We start from the raw sequence: 16,850 nt of genomic DNA on the forward strand, positions 1-16,850 counted from the left end.
GCTGGAATCTCAGGAGGCAAGACATGACTATGCAATCTCAGATCAAAGAACACATGCCCGTCATTTGTGCAGAGGGCCACACCCACGGCCAGGTGGATCACCTGGACGGTGAGTACATCAAACTTACCAAAGACGACGCGGGACAGCACCACTGGCTGCCGATGAGTGCAGTGGATCATGTGGACGAGCATGTCCATCTCAATCTCAAGCACGCCGAGGTACAGCAGCAGTGGCTGAGTGAAGATCCACACCCAGAACACCGGCAGTAAGGGGTTGGAAAAGGGAGTCCAAATGGACTCCCTTTTCTTTGCCCCAGCTGATTTCAGGCACCCGGCGACGCAAAGTTCAGAGGGTTGATCTCGCCGTTTCAGTCAGCCCGCCGCTGTGAGGCACCAGGGCCTTGCCGCCTGATCCCGTTGACACTTTGTGGTGTTGAAGGCTCTCGGCCGTTGACACTTTGTGGAATGGGCCGTTGACACTTTGTGGGATGGTCTGGCGCTCCCCTTGACACTTTGTGGTGTTGAAGGCTCTCGGCCGTTGACACTTTGTGGAATGAGCCGTTGACACTTTGTGGGATGGTCTGGCGCTCCCCTTGACACTTTGTGGTGTTGAAGGCACTCGGCCGTTGACACTTTGTGGAAAGAGACTGTTTTTCCCTTGACACTTTGTGGCAATAATGCAAAAAGCTGCGTGTGGGACGGGATGAGCACGCTGCCTATGATGATGATCATTCATATCTTTTCAAGAGCTTTTAAAAAGATATTGATCAACAACAAGGGCCACCGAGTCGGCGGTGCATGCATTGACATCAACCGTTGACCTTTGACGAATCTGAGTAAACTACTCCTATGCGACCAGCCGAAGACGCGCGCCTGACCCTTCGTCATGACGAGGTCAACCTCGCGCGTCTAAATCTGGTGCTCGCTCAAAACCGCACCACCCTGCAAGAGTGGGAAAAAGAGATCAACCTTGACGCTCTGGGAACCATCAAAGTTCAGTGCAAAGCTGCCCGGGGGAGCGTCGTCCCCCACGGGATCGACAATGACATTCTGCTGGGCATCGTGACGGCTGCTGTCCTGCAAAACACCCCAGTGGACGGGGTGATTTGGGTCACCGTTTTGGAATTGCTGCAGCTCAGCGGCGTCGGAGTGAATTCACGGGCCTATCAAGCTGTGGACGAGTCCCTTGAACGGCTGCGCTCCAGCGATTTCCGAATTGCCGAGTGCTGGTACGACCAGGGCCAGTACCAGTGGCGGACCGTCTCGTTCAGCATCATCTACAAGCATTGGGCCGAGGACAACACCGCAAGTCCCACGAGTGTGGGCCAGTGGCGTGCAGAAACGAAGATTGGAATCCGAATAGATGACGAGTTGATGCAGAGTATCCGGAAAGGGTACATCCGTCCCCTGGACATTGAAACGTTGGAAAAATTAAAGCAACCGATGGCCAGAAATCTCTACCGCACGTTGTCGATTCTCAGAACCAAGGATGAAATGCACTACCAAGTGCCCCTCTCCGCGTGGGCTGTTCATCTGGGTTTACATCACATGCGTGCGGATACGATCATGCGGGCCCTCCATCAAGCACACCAGGCCCTGATTGATACGGGGTATCTAAAAGACGTGGAGAGCACGGGGCGGGGACTGCACCGAATCCTGACCTATGTGTTTGCAAAAGACAGGCACGTAGAGACCGACCCCGAGTCCCTGATTCTCCTGACTGCGCGTCATATTTCCGGGCCACGTGCGCTTCATCTCTTGCAGCAGTACGGCGTCAGTAGAATTGTCGAAGCGACGCAGGCCTTCGATCAGCTGTTGATGACTGAGTACGCCAAGAAGATTCGCAACAAGCCTGGATTCCTGGCAGATTTGATTGAAAACCCGGAGAAGTACGTCGCTGTGCTGAAAGGGTATGCGCCGTTGCCGAAAGCCACACCAAGCCTTCAGGGTGAACCCCCGCGCCAGGATGCCCCTGACGAACTGCCGACGGATAGTGGGGGCATGGTACGCAGCGTCCTCGCATCTCTGGTCACCCGCGAGAAAATCAGTACGGCTGAAGAAGCCGTCGTCATCTCGATGCACGCGCAGGGACGGGTGACCCCGATGGAGGTGACGGGGCTCGTCACTCATGCTCGACCGGCGGAAGTCATTGGGCGCTGGGTCGTGCGCGCTCCGGCATGACGGGACAACCCAGGATGACCTGTGGGCTGTCCTGTACCCGGTGCCAATAACGATCCCCCAGCGGTGGCTGGGGGTGTCTTTTTAGGGCGAGTGACGCGACGGAGGGGCGCACGAGAGGCTTAACCTAGGCCGAGGAGACGGATCAGCTCAACCAACGTTTTGAGACGCCAAGAGAATGGACGCCACGAGGGCGGCCCATTTTTGTGCCTGCGTCAGTTGAACCTGTTTCCTTTTTCTGGTAGCTTTCTTGTGTCGATTCAAGAAGCACCACCTTTCCGGGCCACACTGTATAAGCAGTGCGGCCCGACCTCTTGTACGAGGGGTGGCCTCCCTGATCCCCGTTGTCATGATGCTCGTCCTAACCGGACAGGACGCAGAATACACTGTTTTAAGGCTTCACGGTGGAAGGCAAGGACAGGCTGCATGGATGAGCAGACTGGAACCACTGCTGAAGCCCATCACGAGAACAGAACAACTGCAAGTCCGGAAGGGGGTCCACCCCATCCTCAAGACGTCTGAAGTGCTGAAGCCGTCATCTTGGCAGCCGGTGGCCTGTACCGGAGCCATCTGTGATATAGGCCGTGCTGGAGCGTCCGATGGCGGATGCCTCGGCACCCATTGAGACGCTCCCACGGGCTGCGCATCAGACGGGCGTGCCTGGAGGCGGTGTCAGGATATGTTCACTCCACGCGACATGGCGCCGCAGCTGAGTGCCGAGCGGTTCCGTCAGAGTTCAGCAGCCTCTGAGAGGGAAGTTTGCGGGCAACCTGCAGCCTCGGAGGGCGGTAAATCGACGATGTCCATCTTCAGGCTCTCTCCAGTCATCCGGCCCTTGACCCTCTTTGTGGGCCGCGCCATGCTGCAGGGGATGACCGCTGTGCCTGAACCTCCTCACTTCCAGCTGCACAATCAGCAGGCGTTTGAGACGTGTGTGGCGACGACCTTGCAGGTACTGGCGGCAGTGGGATTCGCTCCAGCGCTGCATCATACGCAGCCGACCCGCGAAACGCTGTTGGCGTTTAGTGTGGAACTGAATCGGCATGCGGGAGACATTGCGGCGTTGGCGGGGGAACGATTCTTGGATTTGCCTGCGCTGGGGCAGGGGTGGTATGAGCGCCTGGTGGCCGAGCGGGATGAACCGCTGCCTGCGGCGTATCACGCGCTGCATTCGGTGGCGTATCTGGGCTTGGAGGGGGGGATGACCACCGCGACGCTCCTCTCGGCCGTGAGCGATCTTTCAAGACCCCTGACCTGAAGTAGCGGATACGCGCCCTTCAGGGTCTAGGGCAGTGACTGCTTCCGAACCATCCCCATTCGGAGTTACCATATTGACTGTTGATTCAGCAAAGGTCATCGTGACCGTCCTGTCCTGATGGTCTGTTTCACCCTGGCGAGTCTCTGAGATCGAACTAGGGTCTGTCCGCAAACGTTCAAGAGACTGCGAGAATGACGTGTGGTACGACGTTATGAGTTGACCGACTCCTACACAACGACCTCGAACGGGCCGTCCGTCTCTGGATCACCGCACCGTCCTCAACGGCCTCCTCTGGATCAAACGCTCGGGCAGTGCTTGGCGCGATCTGCCCGAACGGTACGGCAAGTGGAAGACCGTCAGTTCCCGCTTTTACCGTTGGCAACGTGACGGCCTGTGGAGCCGTCTGCTGACTCAAGTCCAGGAACAACGCGATCAGCAAGGTGAAATCGACTGGGAGGTCCATATGATCGATAGCACCATCATCCGAGCACACCCCAGTGCTGCAGGGGCAAAAAGGGGGATGGTGACGAAGCTCTGGGCAGATCACCAGGGGGCTTTGGAACCAAGCTCCACCTGAAGTGTGACGGTGCCGGAAGGCCCATGGCCTTCCGGCTGAGCGCGGGACATCGCCACGAGATGACGGCCTTTGAACAGGTGCTGGATGCAGGCAAAGTCAAACGTGCAGGTCGAGGTCGTCCCAAAATCCGCGCTCGGTGCGTGCGAGCGGATCGGGCGTACAGGGGCGCGAAGGCACATCGATGCTGTCAACGTCGGGGCATGCAGTGGGTGGTGCCACCCAAGCGAAATCACAAGCGACCCCGGTCGTACGTCCGGGGTCGCTCTCGACAGCGGAACGTGATTGAGCGGCTGATGAATCGATTGAAGCGGTCACGCCGCATGGCGACACGATTTGAGAAACGCGCTTGTCACTTTGAGGCGATGGTGACGTTGGAATGCCTGATGGAGTGGCTATAGGTGTTTGCGGACACGCCCTAGGGAATAAAAAACTTTCCCCGTTCAGCCTCCGGAGCCTTCCGAGCGCACCACATGCCAGTACGATGGGGGCATGCGCTCCCTCACCCACGCTGTGTTCTGTACTGATCGCGTCCCCAGTGGGTGCAGCGTCCATTCCGCAACTCCCGCCACCGCAGGTGGTGGTCGGTGAGGGCCGCACCTCGTCGGTGGCCCTGTCTCCAGACGGAACACTGCTGCTCAGTGGAGGCGCACGGCGTCTGCTGCGTGACCCGAGAACGGGCCGTGTCCTGCGGGCCCTCCCAGGGGAAGACTGCCTCTCCCAGGCGGTCATGTTCTCACCGGATGGCCTGCTCGCCGCAGCCAATTGCTCGGGAGTACCCGACACGATTCGGGTGTGGGATGTCGCGACGGGTGAGGTGGTGGGCCGTCACGCTTACCCGAACTACCCGTTCGAGTTCAGCCTCAGCCGCACCGGCCAGCTGCTGAGCATCAATGAGGGAACCGTCTCCGCCGTAGCTGCCCGCGGAGAAGCACCGCCCGTCGTCCTCAGCCGTGGAGACGCCGCAGAAGTAGGCCCGGACGGAACAACCCTTGTGGTCGTGCAGGACGGGAAGCTCCACCTGCACGACGCCGCAACTGGCGCACGGAAGAAGACGTTTGGGGCCGCATCCGGACAGCCTGTCTTTTCGGCAGACAGCAGGTTCGTGGCCGTGAGGGCAGAGGAGGGGTGGCAGTTGGTGGACCTGCAGACCTCCCGTGTAACCCCCCTCTCCATCGGTGAGGCAGACGTGATGGCCATGTCCGCGGGTGCCCGAACGCTGCTGTTGGCGGTGGGAGACAAGGATCTAGACCCACAACTGGCCCTGCAGGAACGCGCGGGTGTTCTGAAACCGCAGTTGCTCTCACCCGCGATCAGCGCGGTGAACTTCGGGTGGCGGCAGGCAGCCTGGTCTGCGGACAGCCAACGTCTCTGGGTGGCTGGAGCCCAGGGCCTGTTCCAGGTGGACGTCAAGACCAGGCAGGCTCAGGCGGTGAAACTGACGATCTTCGGCCAGAATCAGGGCGCGGTGATCACCGCAGGAAAGCACGCCTACGTGAATCTCGACGAGGGAGCAGTGGTGGGCGTAAATCTCACCACCGGTCAGGTGTCGGGAAGGTATGGCCAGGGTGAGCCAGCGTTGCCGGTCAGCGTGACAGACAGGGAACTGTTGACCCTGGAAGCAGGACGCCTGCTGCGGTGGGACTTCAACGGGGGTGCACCTCGCCTGCTCCTTGAGGACGTCACTGTGGCCGCAGACCGGGGAAGCACCGTGGTGGCCTTGACGAAAGACGCCCTGTACCGCTTTCAGGGCGCTTCCTGGACGCCACAGAAATGGGCGCTGCGCCAGCCTGTGCCCTACGAGTGGATCTCACTGAATACAGGGGCAGATCGACTTCTCGCGGGCTACGTGGGAATAGAAGGCGCTGCGACCGATTTCATCAACCTGAGCGGTGAACAGCCGCGCGTCAACCTCCTGTCTGAAGAGGGCACCCCCGCACGTCTGTCTCCGGACGGCACACGCGCCGCCTGGCTCCAGCCTGACAGAGTGATCTTGACCGACGTGGCGAGTGGCAAGGTGTTGTGGTCGGCCTCCGGCCCGCCCCGGGCAGGAACGTTCACGCCAGACGGGACACACCTGGTGATCACGCGTTACAACGGCACCGTGGTCATCCACGAAGTGACGTCAGGCCGCGTCGTGCAGACCCTCGCTGGGAATGGGGGTTGGGCGGACTCCCTGGCGTTCACTGGGGACGGTCAGCTCGTGACGCTCGGTGTCGAGGGGACTGTGCGCGTGTGGAAGCTCGAGCGCTGAGCGCACGTGACCGAAGCTCTCCCCCTCGGAGGTTGCTGGATTTGAATCAGAAGCACCTGAAGAAAGAGGTTGTGTTCATCACGGCCCTCCGAGGGTTGCCTGGACCTTCCTCCTGAACGGCGTGGGCTGATCTGCAGAGAGCAAGAAGATGGCTTCTTCCCAGCATCGACGGCACGGCCCATCCAGAACGAAGACCATTGACCGAGGCAATCGGGAGGAATGGCTCAGAACAGGCTGGGCTGAGAAGTACGTTTCTCCACCAACGGCAAGGCGTTCACTTCCACAAACTCCAATCCCCGTCCTTCTAGCTCTTTACGCGCAGGTCCCGTGATCGACGGCGCCGCTAGAATCCCCCGCACCACCCCGGTACCCACCACCCGCTGCACGGACGCGACATACCGCCCCAGCTGAGAGACCGCGTCCTGCGTCGCCCGGCCACGCTTCAGCTCCACGACCACGAAGCGCCCCTGAGCATCCTGCGCGTAGAGATCAATACCGCCAGATTCCACCAACAGCTCCCGGTTGAGCACCCGCAGGCCCGGCTCGATGAGCTCCGGGTGCGCCGCCAGAGTCTCCTGCATTTGGGCTTCCGAGCCGGTGAGCAGAAAGCCTGCTTCCTCATTGAGCTCCAGTGCCTGCGCCATCTGAACCTCTAAGAACGTGACCCGCACCAATTCCACCGGACTGCGGCGTGAGGCCAGGAGCACACACTGCTCTTCCTCCAACACCGCCGTGATCTCGTCGGTCTTCGGCTGCCAGTTCATCGGCTTCACGCCTTTCGGGGTATGAATCTGCAAGCTGCCATCCCGCTTGATCATCACCAGGTACGACCCCACCTCGGCCGTACTGGCCGCCCGTCCGTGGTAACTCACTTCTGCCAAGCCGCCCACTTGCACCAGACAGTCTCGGGGGCGCAGGGCCCGCATCAGGAACGCCCGCAGGTCCACAGGAGTTGGGGAGAGCAGTTGTTCACGGAGCATACCCGCAGCATAGCTGACCGTTGACGCGCGGCAGTCAGCGCGCTCAGTCATCCCACCTGCCCACCCCTCAATTCGTAGAGAAGGTGTACCAGCGTTCAGCCACCCTTCTTAACGCTGTTCCCTCATTTGTCTGGCACACTGGGCCTCTCCATGATGACCCTCTTCCTCACTCTTCAAGAGCTCAATACCCGGGGGTGGACCCTGGCGATGATCCGGACGCTCCTGGACCCCCATGATCACGAGCGCCAGACCAACAAACTGGGCCACCAGAGAACCCGGCCCAGCAAGCTGTACCTCGAGACTCGCGTGCTGCAAGTGGAGGCCACCGAAGCGTTTGCCCAGGCCCGTGAGCGTGCGAGCGTTCACCAGGCAACAATGGTCAGGGCGCATCAAACCCGTCAAGCTCGGGACCGCACACTCGTGGAACGCTACGAGTCGCTTGCCCTCCCCTCAGTACGGGTATTCCCCTCCATCCTCAAGGGAACCCCTTCTCCCCGACAGGACCTGTGGCAACTTCATCTGCAGGAGTTTTACCTCTGGCAGGCAGAGCAGGACCATCTGATCCTCGGGGTCTCGCAGGCCACGCGCAAGGCGGCACGACGCCGGATGCTTGAGCGGTACCAGACGGCGGTGGATCGAGCCTACGGCTGGCCCAACGAGCGGGCTGAAGTCCCAGCAAGGCTTATTCCTGTACGGAAGGCTGACACCAGAACTGTAACCGGCGCTGTGCCATCCCCGTGACCCAGACCCGCGCACGGAGCCCAGAGCGAGGCCATGCCTGATGGTGGGTCTCCAGGTCCCGTAGAATTGCCTCGACGGCCCCTTCAGAATCGACTACCTGCGCCCGCTCCGCGAGGGCGAACAGCAGCGGGGAAAACACCTGAAAACAGCTCTGCAAGGCTTCAGGCTCCCCCGTCCGAAGCCGGAGAGGCCGTCCGTCGCCAGGGAAGAGGGAGCCGGGTTCATCTCCGCAGTGTGAACCTGGGTCAGCCAGCTCAGGATTGCCTTCCTTGGGTAAGAGCTCATCCATTGGGAAACAAAGGTGACGCTCTCCCATGGGTGTTTTCCTCTGGACTGAACCCGTACTGTTTTATCTTTTCTCTTATTTGCCTGCCTTGGACCACACCTCGGCGGGTGGAGGACGGCTCTCCATGCCCAAAGACAGAATCCTGACCTACCACCAAACCCATCCCCCTGACCTCGCCACCATCGACGACCTGAAAGTCGAAGGCCTGCAACCTGCTGACAGTCAGGCGGTGGCCGCGCTGTTCAGGGTGCGAAATGATGACCATGAATGGCTTACCGGCCTGTTCCGGCGAGCAGACGCAGTCCCCCTGCAGGTCAAGGAACAGGCATGAGCCTTCCTCTGCACGAGGAGATTCCGGAAAGGCTCAAGCACTCCAGTCGTCTCAAGCCGTTGGGCTTGACCCCAGTGGACGACCGGTCGCCAGCGACCGGTACCGCACCGGACTGTGGTAGGAGCAGTGCGACTTGTGGAAGCAGAGCGGACCGCGCTAGGACTCAAGGCTGAGAAAACCCGCAAGACCGAGTGGCCGCCCAGAAAAGCGCAGCGTATGCCAAAGCGGACTGTGACGCCCTGAGGCTATTTCAAAACGGAGTGAATGCCGCTCAGCAACGCTTTTAGGCGCGGCACATATTACTCCGAACGGGCATCTGAACACCTAAAACCGCAAGCTTGACAGGTGAGGTTATTGGGACACCACTGGTAAACCGGGGTGGCGCGGTGCAGTTTCACAGCAGGTGTGGGCTAGGACTCCAGTAGAGCCGGACGCCTGGGCGGACGGCACTGACCCACCACGGCACTGAAAGATGGATGTGTATGGTGTGCAGTAGATTCAGTGGTCGGACGATCACAACAGTTGGAGCTAAGCGCTACTGCGCTTGGCTTTTCGAGGAGAGTGATGTGGCGCTGGTCGTCGCCACCCACCGGGCGCTTGGTGGAACCTAGACACTGGCATGCTTGGTCACCACTTTGCCAAAAGACTGGTGGAGTGGCCGGGAGGTGAGGCTGAGTTCCTAGGGGTCACTTTTAAACACTTCCCGTCTTTCTGTTGGGATCAAGCACAGCTTTAGACTGTGAGGAGCCGATCTGCCGCAGAAAAATGGTCAAGATGACAATGGCAGCCACCGCCAAAAATTCGCTTTGCCAATTTTGAAATGATTCAAACCAGAAGTCCGGTTGGTGCAGGAATGCTATCAGGCTCTCGGCTCCCTGGCCTCTGGCCTGTTGTTCAAGAGTATAGGTTTCCCAAGAAGTGAACAGATGGATGATCAAGGCCCCTGCAAACATTCCGAGTAGAGCCATCGAGAGACTGTTGCGTCGCCAGAACCCTGGGGGAATGGAGTCCACCTGGTGTTTTTCTGCTTTCGTCTGCTCATCAGGGAAGGGGTTGGACTCTGCTGAGCCACGTTGACGCAGGTAGATGGTCAGGATGACGTAGGCGGCCATCTGCAAGAATTCACTCTCCCAGTTCTCAGCAGTAGTCGACCAGAAGTGGGCGGTGGTCAGATAGCGCGGCCACGTCAGGACCTGCTGCCGCACTTGCTCCAATTCTCCGTTATAAACAGCCCAGCCCGTCAGGGCCTGCGCCAGCCAGAACACTGCAAACAGCGCAATGAGCACCACAGAAAGGGCGTTGTCCGTCCAAAATCGCTTCATGGTAAGGTTATACCGGATGAGGTAAACTGGGAAGTCCCCCAGTCGCATCACCCCTGACCCCTGTGGCTGGTTGACCTTGGCCGATTGGAGGAGATATGGAGCTGATGGTTCTGCTGTCAGCTCCCGCTTAGATTGGATTGAGCGTGGGATGCTGAGGCTCTTGGACCTGGAGATAAACAGAGACGAGACAATGACAGCCCCCACCTGCCAGCTCTGTCCCATGAACTGAGATTCAACCAATGACCGGATCCCACGCGCCACTCAGTACAGGGCGGCAGGATTGAGCGGCTGCCCATTGCGCGAAACTCGGTAATCGACATGCGGCCCAGTGCTGTTTCCCGTGCTGCCGACTCGCGCAATCACGTCTCCCGTGTTAATCCGTGCTCCCAGACGGGCGAGATTGACACTGTTGTGGCTGTAGCGGGTCGTCAGGCCGTTGCCGTGATCCACCACAACTGTCCAGCCCCACCCGGTGCGGCTATCAAACCGGCTCTCAATGACCACACCGCCCAGGGCCGCCCGAATCCGGGTGCCCATGGGAGCAGCCAGGTCCAGACCTTCATGACCCCCCCGATAAGGCGTGGTCACGCGCCCCTGCACCGGCAAGACGGAAGTCACCCGAATCCCCACCGTACGCACGCTGACGGAGGATGAAGCGGAGCGCGCCACCACTGCACCAGGGAGTTGCAGCCGCTGACCAATCTGCAGGGCACGCTGGGGATTGATTCCTGGGTTGGCTTTCAGCAACGCGGTGACCGTAAGGCCCCGCCGTTTGGCCACACCACTTAAGGTGTCACCTGCCTGGACAACCACGCTCCTGGCTGTAGGACTCGGCACCTGCAGCACCGTGCCAACCTGCAATTTATTGGGATTCAGCCCAGGATTCACGGCCATGAAGGCTTGCGGCGTGCTGCCCGCCCGCACCGCCATGCGGGTCAGTGTGTCTCCCGGCTGTACCCGGACAGTCATGGCTCCAGCAAGAGAAAGGGCGGCAAGGAGGAGAGGCGTGAAGGCGCGAATAAACATGAATGCCGCCAAGCTATCAAGAGTTTGTAAAGGTCTGATGAATGAAGCGAACTAGAGATGAGCTGTAGATCCATAGCTGGTGTGAACATGGAGGAGCGCTTCAAAACCCAACAGTCGTCAATTCTACCTGCCGCAACCTGTCAGCCATAAGGGCAGCTATCGGTGAGCGGCCAGCGGATACAGGGTGGGTCTTCCGGGAGTGATGCTAATGCGTCTGGTCAACTGAAGGTGCGGAGGAACAACACTGCTGGAAGAAGGTGTACCTCAATCTCTCTCCGCCACCTCAGGACGTGCTGTCGTTGCCCGCGCGGACTCAATACATCCTTGAGTCAGGAGCCATGCGCCTTTCTGACTCTTCGAAGCCCTGTTTGCCTGGCTGCCACAGGCAGGAACACCCCTCTTCAGTCCGGAGTGATTCTTCGCCACTGGTCGGCCAAGGTCAGGATCTCCCCGATCCGACGGGGTCCCCTGAGTTTGAATCGAACGTTAAGATCTCACCACTTCGAACGTCCCTTGCTGTGCCCGCAGGCGTCCAGCAGCGGTCAATCGGTCCGTCACTTCTTGTGCCTGCTGGGGCGTGAGGGGCGACTGTACAAGCAGATCCTGAAGGGTGAACGCGCCCCCTTTCCGGTAAGCCAAACGCAGCACCATTCGTTCAAGCTGGCCTGCGTGCAACGGCTGTACGGCGCGGCGGCCATACAGCCACCAGACCAGGGCCGCCACCGTCAGGCCGACCAGGCAGGCCACCGGCCACCACTCCAGGGCCTGAGCGGGGGCAGCAATCTGTGCCCCCAGAGCAGCCAGCTGCCGCTGGGCTTCCCTCACCTGTTCGTCGACGGCGCCGCTGTCTGCAAAGCGCCGCACGCGCGCACGTTCACGCAAATACGCCATCACGGCTCCGGTATCGCCGCGCACATAAAACGCGCTGTACGTCAGCAGGGCGGCACTGAAACCAGCGCTGAGAGTGACCGTCCATCGGGGAAGATTCATGGTCTCATCGTACCCCGCGTGCGTGTTCGAGATGGAGCGTTCTGGTCCTGGAAAGGCAGTTTCTACTTGGGTGAACGGTCGTTGCGAAGAAGTGGGGCGGCCCTTCCAGCTGTTGAACATCTGCTAATCTACTCAGGTATGGTTGCCAGGAATCGCTGAGCCACCAGGTTCTCAGGATTAGAAAGGATGCCGGATGACTCAACCGCCCCCCATCAACTCTGCCCCCCACGCCCGCCCGCGCAGGTGGTGGCTGCCCCCCGCGCTGGCACTGGGTGTCACCGGCATGCTGGCCGCCGCTCTCCTCAATCCTGCCCGCAATGCCACAATTGGGGGGCCATTGGTCGGCCGGGAGGCCCCCGTCTTTACCCTATCCACGTTGGACGGCACGGAGCTGGCGCTTCAGACCTTTCGGGGACGTCCCATGGTCTTAAATTTCTGGGCGTCCTGGTGCCTGCCGTGCCGACAAGAAGCCCCCCTGTTCCGTGAGCTCGCTGCGCGGCCCTCCGGCGAGCCGGGGCTGGTTCTCTTGGGCATCCTGTTTCAGGAACCGAGCGATGCCGCGGCCCGCAACTTCATTCGCGACTATGCCCTCGCTTACCCGAGTGTGCGTGATCCCAACAGCAAAACGGCCATCAATTACGGGGTGAGTGGTATTCCGGAAACCTTTTTCATTGACACACAGGGCGTCGTACAGTTCGTGGATCGTGGCGGTCTCACTCGGGAACGCTTGAATGCTGGTCTGAAGAAAATTGGGGTACCCCCATTATGAGCGCGCAGCAACCTGGAAGGATGGTCTGGCACGTCCCCTACAGGCAGTGTTGCTCTTGGCGGCGCCCTGGGTGGGGGGCTGGATGGGAGGGCTGTTGAGCTCAACAGCCCCAACCCGATGAGGCAGCGTTGGTCGATCGGCAACACCACGGTCAAACCGCGCAGGGAAGTCTTCAGAAAAACCCCTCTTTCCCTTCCTTGGCAAGCGGCGTATTGGCCCTGGTGGAGCGACGCCCTTGGGGGGACGGGACTGGCTGTCTTGATGGGCGCTGGTACCTGGGCACCGCTTGCTGCTGTCCCGTTGGCCGTGCTGCATGCTCGCCTCGCTTCCAGTACAGGACTCCGGTCGGCGGCTGCCCGGTCGTTTGTGTTTGCCCTGTTCTTTTTCGCCTGGTTTCTGGCGTGGTTGCCCCAAAGCCTGGCACAGACCTTGGGGGTGGCGGGCGGCTTCCTGACCGCAGGAGTGATCCCAGCGGCCGCCCTGGTCTGGACGCTGGGCCTCTCCCTGGTCTGGCGCGTGACCGGCTCCTGGACGCTGCTGGCTTTGCCCTTCGGGTGGGTGGTGATGGAATGGGGCCGGACCCAGGGCCCGCTGGCTTTTCCTTGGGGGGCGCCGGGATACGCCCTGACCAACTCCCCCATGGCTCAGTGGGCCAGTGTGGGCGGCGTTTCTCTGCTGACGCTGCTCGTCACGGCGACCGCCAGTGTGTTGGCTGGGAGCCTCTCCTCCTCTCGGCGCGCCCGTCTGCCGCTGCTGGGCAGCGCCGGGGTGCTGTGGCTGCTGGGCTGGACTTGGGGCTTGGGTCAACTGGCCTCCACCCCCAGCTCACCTCGCCCCAGCCTCCGGGAGGCTCTCCTGGTTCAGGGCAATATGGATCCGCGGGCCAAAGCGCGGGGCCGCAGCCCGGCAGAGCTGCAGACGTACCTCAGTTTGACGGCCTCTGCACTGGCACGAACAGCTGCAGATCTGGTGATTTGGCCGGAGACCGCCAGTCCAGTTTCACCCAGCGATCCTGTGTTGGCGCGGGCCGTGTCGACCTGGGGCGTGCCCTTCATCACCGGTGCGCCGGGTGACGTGCCGGGGGAGGCCCGCAACAGCGCTTACGGCGTCACCGCAGCGCGCACCGAACGTCAAGACAAACGCGTGTTGGTGCCTTTCGGAGAGGTCTTACCCTTTGAGCGTCCGCTCCGGTCCCTGTACACGCCCCTGTTGGCTGCCCTGGGCTTGCCCGGCTATACCAGCTTGACGGCAGGCCGCCTCACGACCTTGTTGCCACTGGGAGCGGCGCAGGTGGGGGTCAGCATCTGTTATGAGTCGGTGTTCCCGGCCCTAAGTGCAGCAGCGGTACGTCAGGGGGCCAACCTGTTGGTGGTCATCTCCAACGACGCGTGGTTTGGCCGGGGCAGTGGTGCTGAACAGCATTTTCAAATGGGCCGAATCCGAGCGATCGAAACTCGCCGAGCGCTGCTGAGGGCTGGAAATGATGGCATCAGTGCCTCCATCGATCCCTGGGGACAGGTCATGTTCCGGGCACCCCGTGGAATTCGCGGTGCCTTCGCTGCGCCTTATCGCCTGTGGACCGGACGCAGCCTGTACGTCATGTGGGGAGAATGGGTAACCGTGGGCAGTGGCCTGACCCTTTTCCTGACCTTGAGCGTCCGCTTGGCACAGAACCGGCACCGCTCACGACCCAGGAACCCCAGATGAGTCCTGAAGGTTCACGCATTAGCTGGTGGCTTGACCGCCTCTCCCCCGGCGCCTGCTCACGTGCACTGTCCTGGCCTTTAAGCTGACACTGCTCCTGAAGTCCGGAGCACCTGGGGAATGTTTCACAGACCTGCTCGCCCTGTCTTCCATTTCGGTTGCCGGATCACCTGACCCCTTCACTCCACGCCATGCCTTCAGGATGGCGTCCACCAGTCCCAGGAGGACCCTTTGACGACGTCCCTGCTTCAAATTCTTTCGCTGACGGCTATTCCGGTGGTGGCCACCATTCTGGGGGGCACCCTCGCCACCTTCCGTACACCGAGTGCGCGGCTGCGCAGCTTCGTGCAGCATTTCGCCGCGGGCGTGGTCTTTGCAGCGGTGGCGGGTGAATTGTTGCCTGAAATCACCAAGGGCCATCAACCGCTCGGCGTGGTCATCGGCTTTACGCTGGGCGTGGGCCTGATGCTGCTGATCCGTTCGTGGGCAGAACGGCTCGAACGTGCTCCACAGACAGCAAGCAGCCGCTCTGGAGACCTCGGGTTGATCACGGTGGTCGGGATTGATGTTCTCATTGACGGCCTGCTGATCGGCGTGGGTTTCGCGGCGGGCGCACGGGTGGGCACCCTGTTGGTGGTGGCCCTTACCCTCGAACTGCTCTTCCTGGGCATTTCGGTCGCGTCCAGCCTGGGTTCATCAGGGGCGTCCCGAGCCAGCCGCATTTTGACCGTGGTCGGACTCAGCGCCCTGGTGATTATAGGCGCCCTCGTGGGAGGCACCCTCCTGCAGGGGCTGTCTGGTCTGGCGCTGGAGGTCGTGTTGTCGTTCGGTGCCGCCGCCCTCTTGTTCTTGGTCACCGAGGAGCTGCTGACCGAAGCCCATGAAGTGCCTGAAACGCCCCTGATCACGGCCGCCTTTTTCATGGGCTTCGTGGCGCTGTACTTGGTCGAACTGGCGTCGTGACCACGCTCCTTGCCAGGCGGGGCGCACCGCTGTCTGGGCTGATTCCCTCTTCGGTACACCTGCTGAGCTCAGCTCCAGTGGGTCCACGCTGATGAAGGGCAAGCGTTCACGAGAGCGTGTCGCATTGTTGGTTCAGGCCCATGGCCTGACGGATCTGGTGGCCGCCTTCAGCGCCCTGCGTCACGACCATGTGCTGTTGGGCCTGTTGTTCAGCGCCTTCGGAACCATGTGGCTGGTGGGGCACGTTCAAGGGTGGCGCTGGTATCCTCAAGCCAAAGACCGGTTCCTGTTGGTCACCGGCCTGATGTTGTCTCTGTTGTATGTTGCAGCAGAATGGGCCGCTTTGGCGTAGGCTTGAAGACACCCATGGATCCTCTCGTCGGTGAGCGCGCCTCCCAGATGGTGTCTGGCGCTGTTCTACACAGGTGAGGTCTAGGCTGTCGGCCAGCCCGGCGGCCCTGAGTGCGCCGTTTTCCTCGAAACCATCTCCCCTCTGTTCCAGTCCCTCCCCTCAGGAGAACCCCATGAAGCGTTGGCTCAAGGTGCTTGGTGTCGTCGTCGCTCTCAGCGTCTCTTCCGCATGGGCTGGCGGAGGCGTCTCTCCGTCCCGCGCGGCACCGCCGTTCAGCTTCACCGAATTGAGCGGCGAACAGGTCGGATTGGCGCAGCTCCGGGGACAGGCGGTCATCGTGCTGTTTGGAACCTCCCGCTGCGCTCCCTGCCGGGAGAATGACCGCTTGCTGCGCCAGTACCAATTTGAGTATCAAAGTCACGGCCTGGTGGTTCTGAGCCTTCAGGCGCAGACCCCACGGCGGGAACTGCAGCGCTACGACGCTCGATTTCCCTTCAGCCTCCTCACAGGACAGGATCAAGTGGTTGCCCGCCTGTACGGGGTGACGACCTGGCCCACCACGGTCTTCATTGACCGGGAAGGGAACATTCGGGCCGTTCACCGGGGACGCCTCACGGAAGAGCAGTTGCTGCAGCTGCTGCCTGGTCTTCTCTGAATTCAATGGGGAGCGCGGAATCTCTGTGACGCCACTGTGCGTGTGATGCGGCTCAGCTTCTTCTGGAACCATGTCTGCTCAAAAGGCCTCGTCGCTAAAAGCCGAACCTTTCCACAACGTTCTGAATACCACCGCCTGTTTTCCCCAGCCTCGGCCTCAGGGCAACTTGAGAGTGACATCCACCCTGTGAACGTCAGGTGACCTCTAGAAACCAATCTAGCCCTGCAACGCAGAGGAGCGGCGCTCCTGCACAGCCCTACCGTCCGCCACCCCGGCTGAGCACTGAAGAGAGCCTATGACGCCCAACTCTTGCCCCAGAGACCGCCCACGTTGCTCGTCCAGCTCTTCGGAAAGGACTCCGACTGTTGGAAAGCTCAGAGGTTGTTGTGGTGAACTGCTCTCACTCTTATGTCGTACTGAACGTAGCTTCTAGGGTTTGCACCCCACTCTATGGGCGACCTCTCGATG

The 16,850-nt window shown here is 60.8% G+C and carries 15 protein-coding genes and 1 pseudogene; 12 read left to right on the top strand and 4 right to left on the bottom strand.

All coding sequences use genetic code 11. The features are described from left to right. The first annotated feature begins 23 nt into the window (after positions 1 to 23). The 5 genes and pseudogenes from F561_RS0107405 to F561_RS0107425 all read left to right on the top strand — a co-directional run bounded on the left by F561_RS0107405 (position 24) and on the right by F561_RS0107425 (position 6,263). On the top strand, positions 24 to 269 hold the full coding sequence (locus F561_RS0107405; protein WP_019009316.1) for a DUF2171 domain-containing protein: 246 nt from the start codon (positions 24 to 26) through the stop codon (positions 267 to 269). Positions 270 to 848: 579 nt separating this feature from the next. Then, entirely contained in the window at positions 849 to 2,180 is a 1,332-nt protein-coding gene (locus tag F561_RS0107410) for a replication initiator protein A (protein ID WP_019009317.1), read from the top strand. A gap of 796 nt (positions 2,181 to 2,976) precedes the next feature. Continuing rightward, positions 2,977 to 3,435, top strand: a complete 459-nt coding sequence (locus tag F561_RS0107415) for a hypothetical protein (protein ID WP_245556463.1) — start codon at positions 2,977 to 2,979, stop codon at positions 3,433 to 3,435. A gap of 226 nt (positions 3,436 to 3,661) precedes the next feature. Next, positions 3,662 to 4,410: pseudogene (locus tag F561_RS27810) on the top strand (IS5 family transposase); the annotation flags it as partial. A gap of 137 nt (positions 4,411 to 4,547) precedes the next feature. After that, positions 4,548 to 6,263, top strand: coding sequence for a WD40 repeat domain-containing protein (locus F561_RS0107425; protein ID WP_157451645.1), 1,716 nt, complete (start codon positions 4,548 to 4,550; stop codon positions 6,261 to 6,263). Between the two features lie 224 nt (positions 6,264 to 6,487). On the opposite strand, the gene nucS is transcribed toward F561_RS0107425, so the two are convergent. Beyond that, complete coding sequence (gene nucS / locus F561_RS0107430) at positions 6,488 to 7,243, bottom strand: endonuclease NucS (protein WP_019009321.1); 756 nt, start codon at positions 7,241 to 7,243, stop codon at positions 6,488 to 6,490. A 207-nt stretch (positions 7,244 to 7,450) separates the two neighbouring features. Between nucS and F561_RS27150 the strand changes: the two genes are divergently transcribed. Together F561_RS27150 and F561_RS0107440 are read left to right on the top strand one after the other, a co-directional pair. Next, the gene (locus F561_RS27150; RefSeq protein WP_211214802.1) at positions 7,451 to 7,984 is read left to right on the top strand and encodes a hypothetical protein; all 534 of its coding nucleotides are present in this window, start codon (positions 7,451 to 7,453) and stop codon (positions 7,982 to 7,984) included. A gap of 410 nt (positions 7,985 to 8,394) precedes the next feature. Next, complete coding sequence (locus F561_RS0107440) at positions 8,395 to 8,601, top strand: hypothetical protein (protein ID WP_019009323.1); 207 nt, start codon at positions 8,395 to 8,397, stop codon at positions 8,599 to 8,601. Positions 8,602 to 9,293: 692 nt separating this feature from the next. On the opposite strand, the gene F561_RS0107445 is transcribed toward F561_RS0107440, so the two are convergent. The 3 genes from F561_RS0107445 to F561_RS0107455 all read right to left on the bottom strand — a co-directional run bounded on the left by F561_RS0107445 (position 9,294) and on the right by F561_RS0107455 (position 11,939). Beyond that, the gene (locus tag F561_RS0107445; RefSeq protein WP_026298684.1) at positions 9,294 to 9,923 is read right to left on the bottom strand and encodes a DUF6766 family protein; all 630 of its coding nucleotides are present in this window, start codon (positions 9,921 to 9,923) and stop codon (positions 9,294 to 9,296) included. A 261-nt stretch (positions 9,924 to 10,184) separates the two neighbouring features. Continuing rightward, on the bottom strand, positions 10,185 to 10,961 hold the full coding sequence (locus tag F561_RS0107450) for a peptidoglycan DD-metalloendopeptidase family protein (RefSeq protein WP_245556464.1): 777 nt from the start codon (positions 10,959 to 10,961) through the stop codon (positions 10,185 to 10,187). A gap of 474 nt (positions 10,962 to 11,435) precedes the next feature. Then, complete coding sequence (locus F561_RS0107455) at positions 11,436 to 11,939, bottom strand: hypothetical protein (protein ID WP_026298685.1); 504 nt, start codon at positions 11,937 to 11,939, stop codon at positions 11,436 to 11,438. A gap of 193 nt (positions 11,940 to 12,132) precedes the next feature. Between F561_RS0107455 and F561_RS0107460 the strand changes: the two genes are divergently transcribed. The 5 genes from F561_RS0107460 (at position 12,133) to F561_RS0107480 (ending at position 16,382) form a co-directional block, all read left to right on the top strand. Further along, positions 12,133 to 12,708: a TlpA disulfide reductase family protein gene (locus F561_RS0107460; protein WP_019009327.1), complete on the top strand. Its 576-nt coding sequence runs from the start codon at positions 12,133 to 12,135 to the stop codon at positions 12,706 to 12,708. Positions 12,709 to 12,969: 261 nt separating this feature from the next. Further along, positions 12,970 to 14,415, top strand: coding sequence for an apolipoprotein N-acyltransferase (gene lnt / locus F561_RS25070; RefSeq protein ID WP_083922369.1), 1,446 nt, complete (start codon positions 12,970 to 12,972; stop codon positions 14,413 to 14,415). A 228-nt stretch (positions 14,416 to 14,643) separates the two neighbouring features. Next, a complete protein-coding gene (locus F561_RS0107470) occupies positions 14,644 to 15,375 on the top strand; it encodes a ZIP family metal transporter (RefSeq protein WP_019009329.1) in 732 nt (243 codons plus the stop codon). 124 nt (positions 15,376 to 15,499) lie between these two features. Beyond that, on the top strand, positions 15,500 to 15,727 hold the full coding sequence (locus tag F561_RS0107475) for a hypothetical protein (protein ID WP_157451646.1): 228 nt from the start codon (positions 15,500 to 15,502) through the stop codon (positions 15,725 to 15,727). A gap of 172 nt (positions 15,728 to 15,899) precedes the next feature. Continuing rightward, positions 15,900 to 16,382 (top strand): peroxiredoxin family protein, encoded by a 483-nt coding sequence (locus tag F561_RS0107480; RefSeq protein ID WP_019009331.1) that lies wholly within the window; start codon positions 15,900 to 15,902, stop codon positions 16,380 to 16,382. The last annotated feature ends 468 nt before the right edge of the window (positions 16,383 to 16,850 follow it).

Origin of the sequence: Deinococcus aquatilis DSM 23025, from assembly GCF_000378445.1 — a bacterium.
Taxonomy (GTDB): domain Bacteria; phylum Deinococcota; class Deinococci; order Deinococcales; family Deinococcaceae; genus Deinococcus; species Deinococcus aquatilis.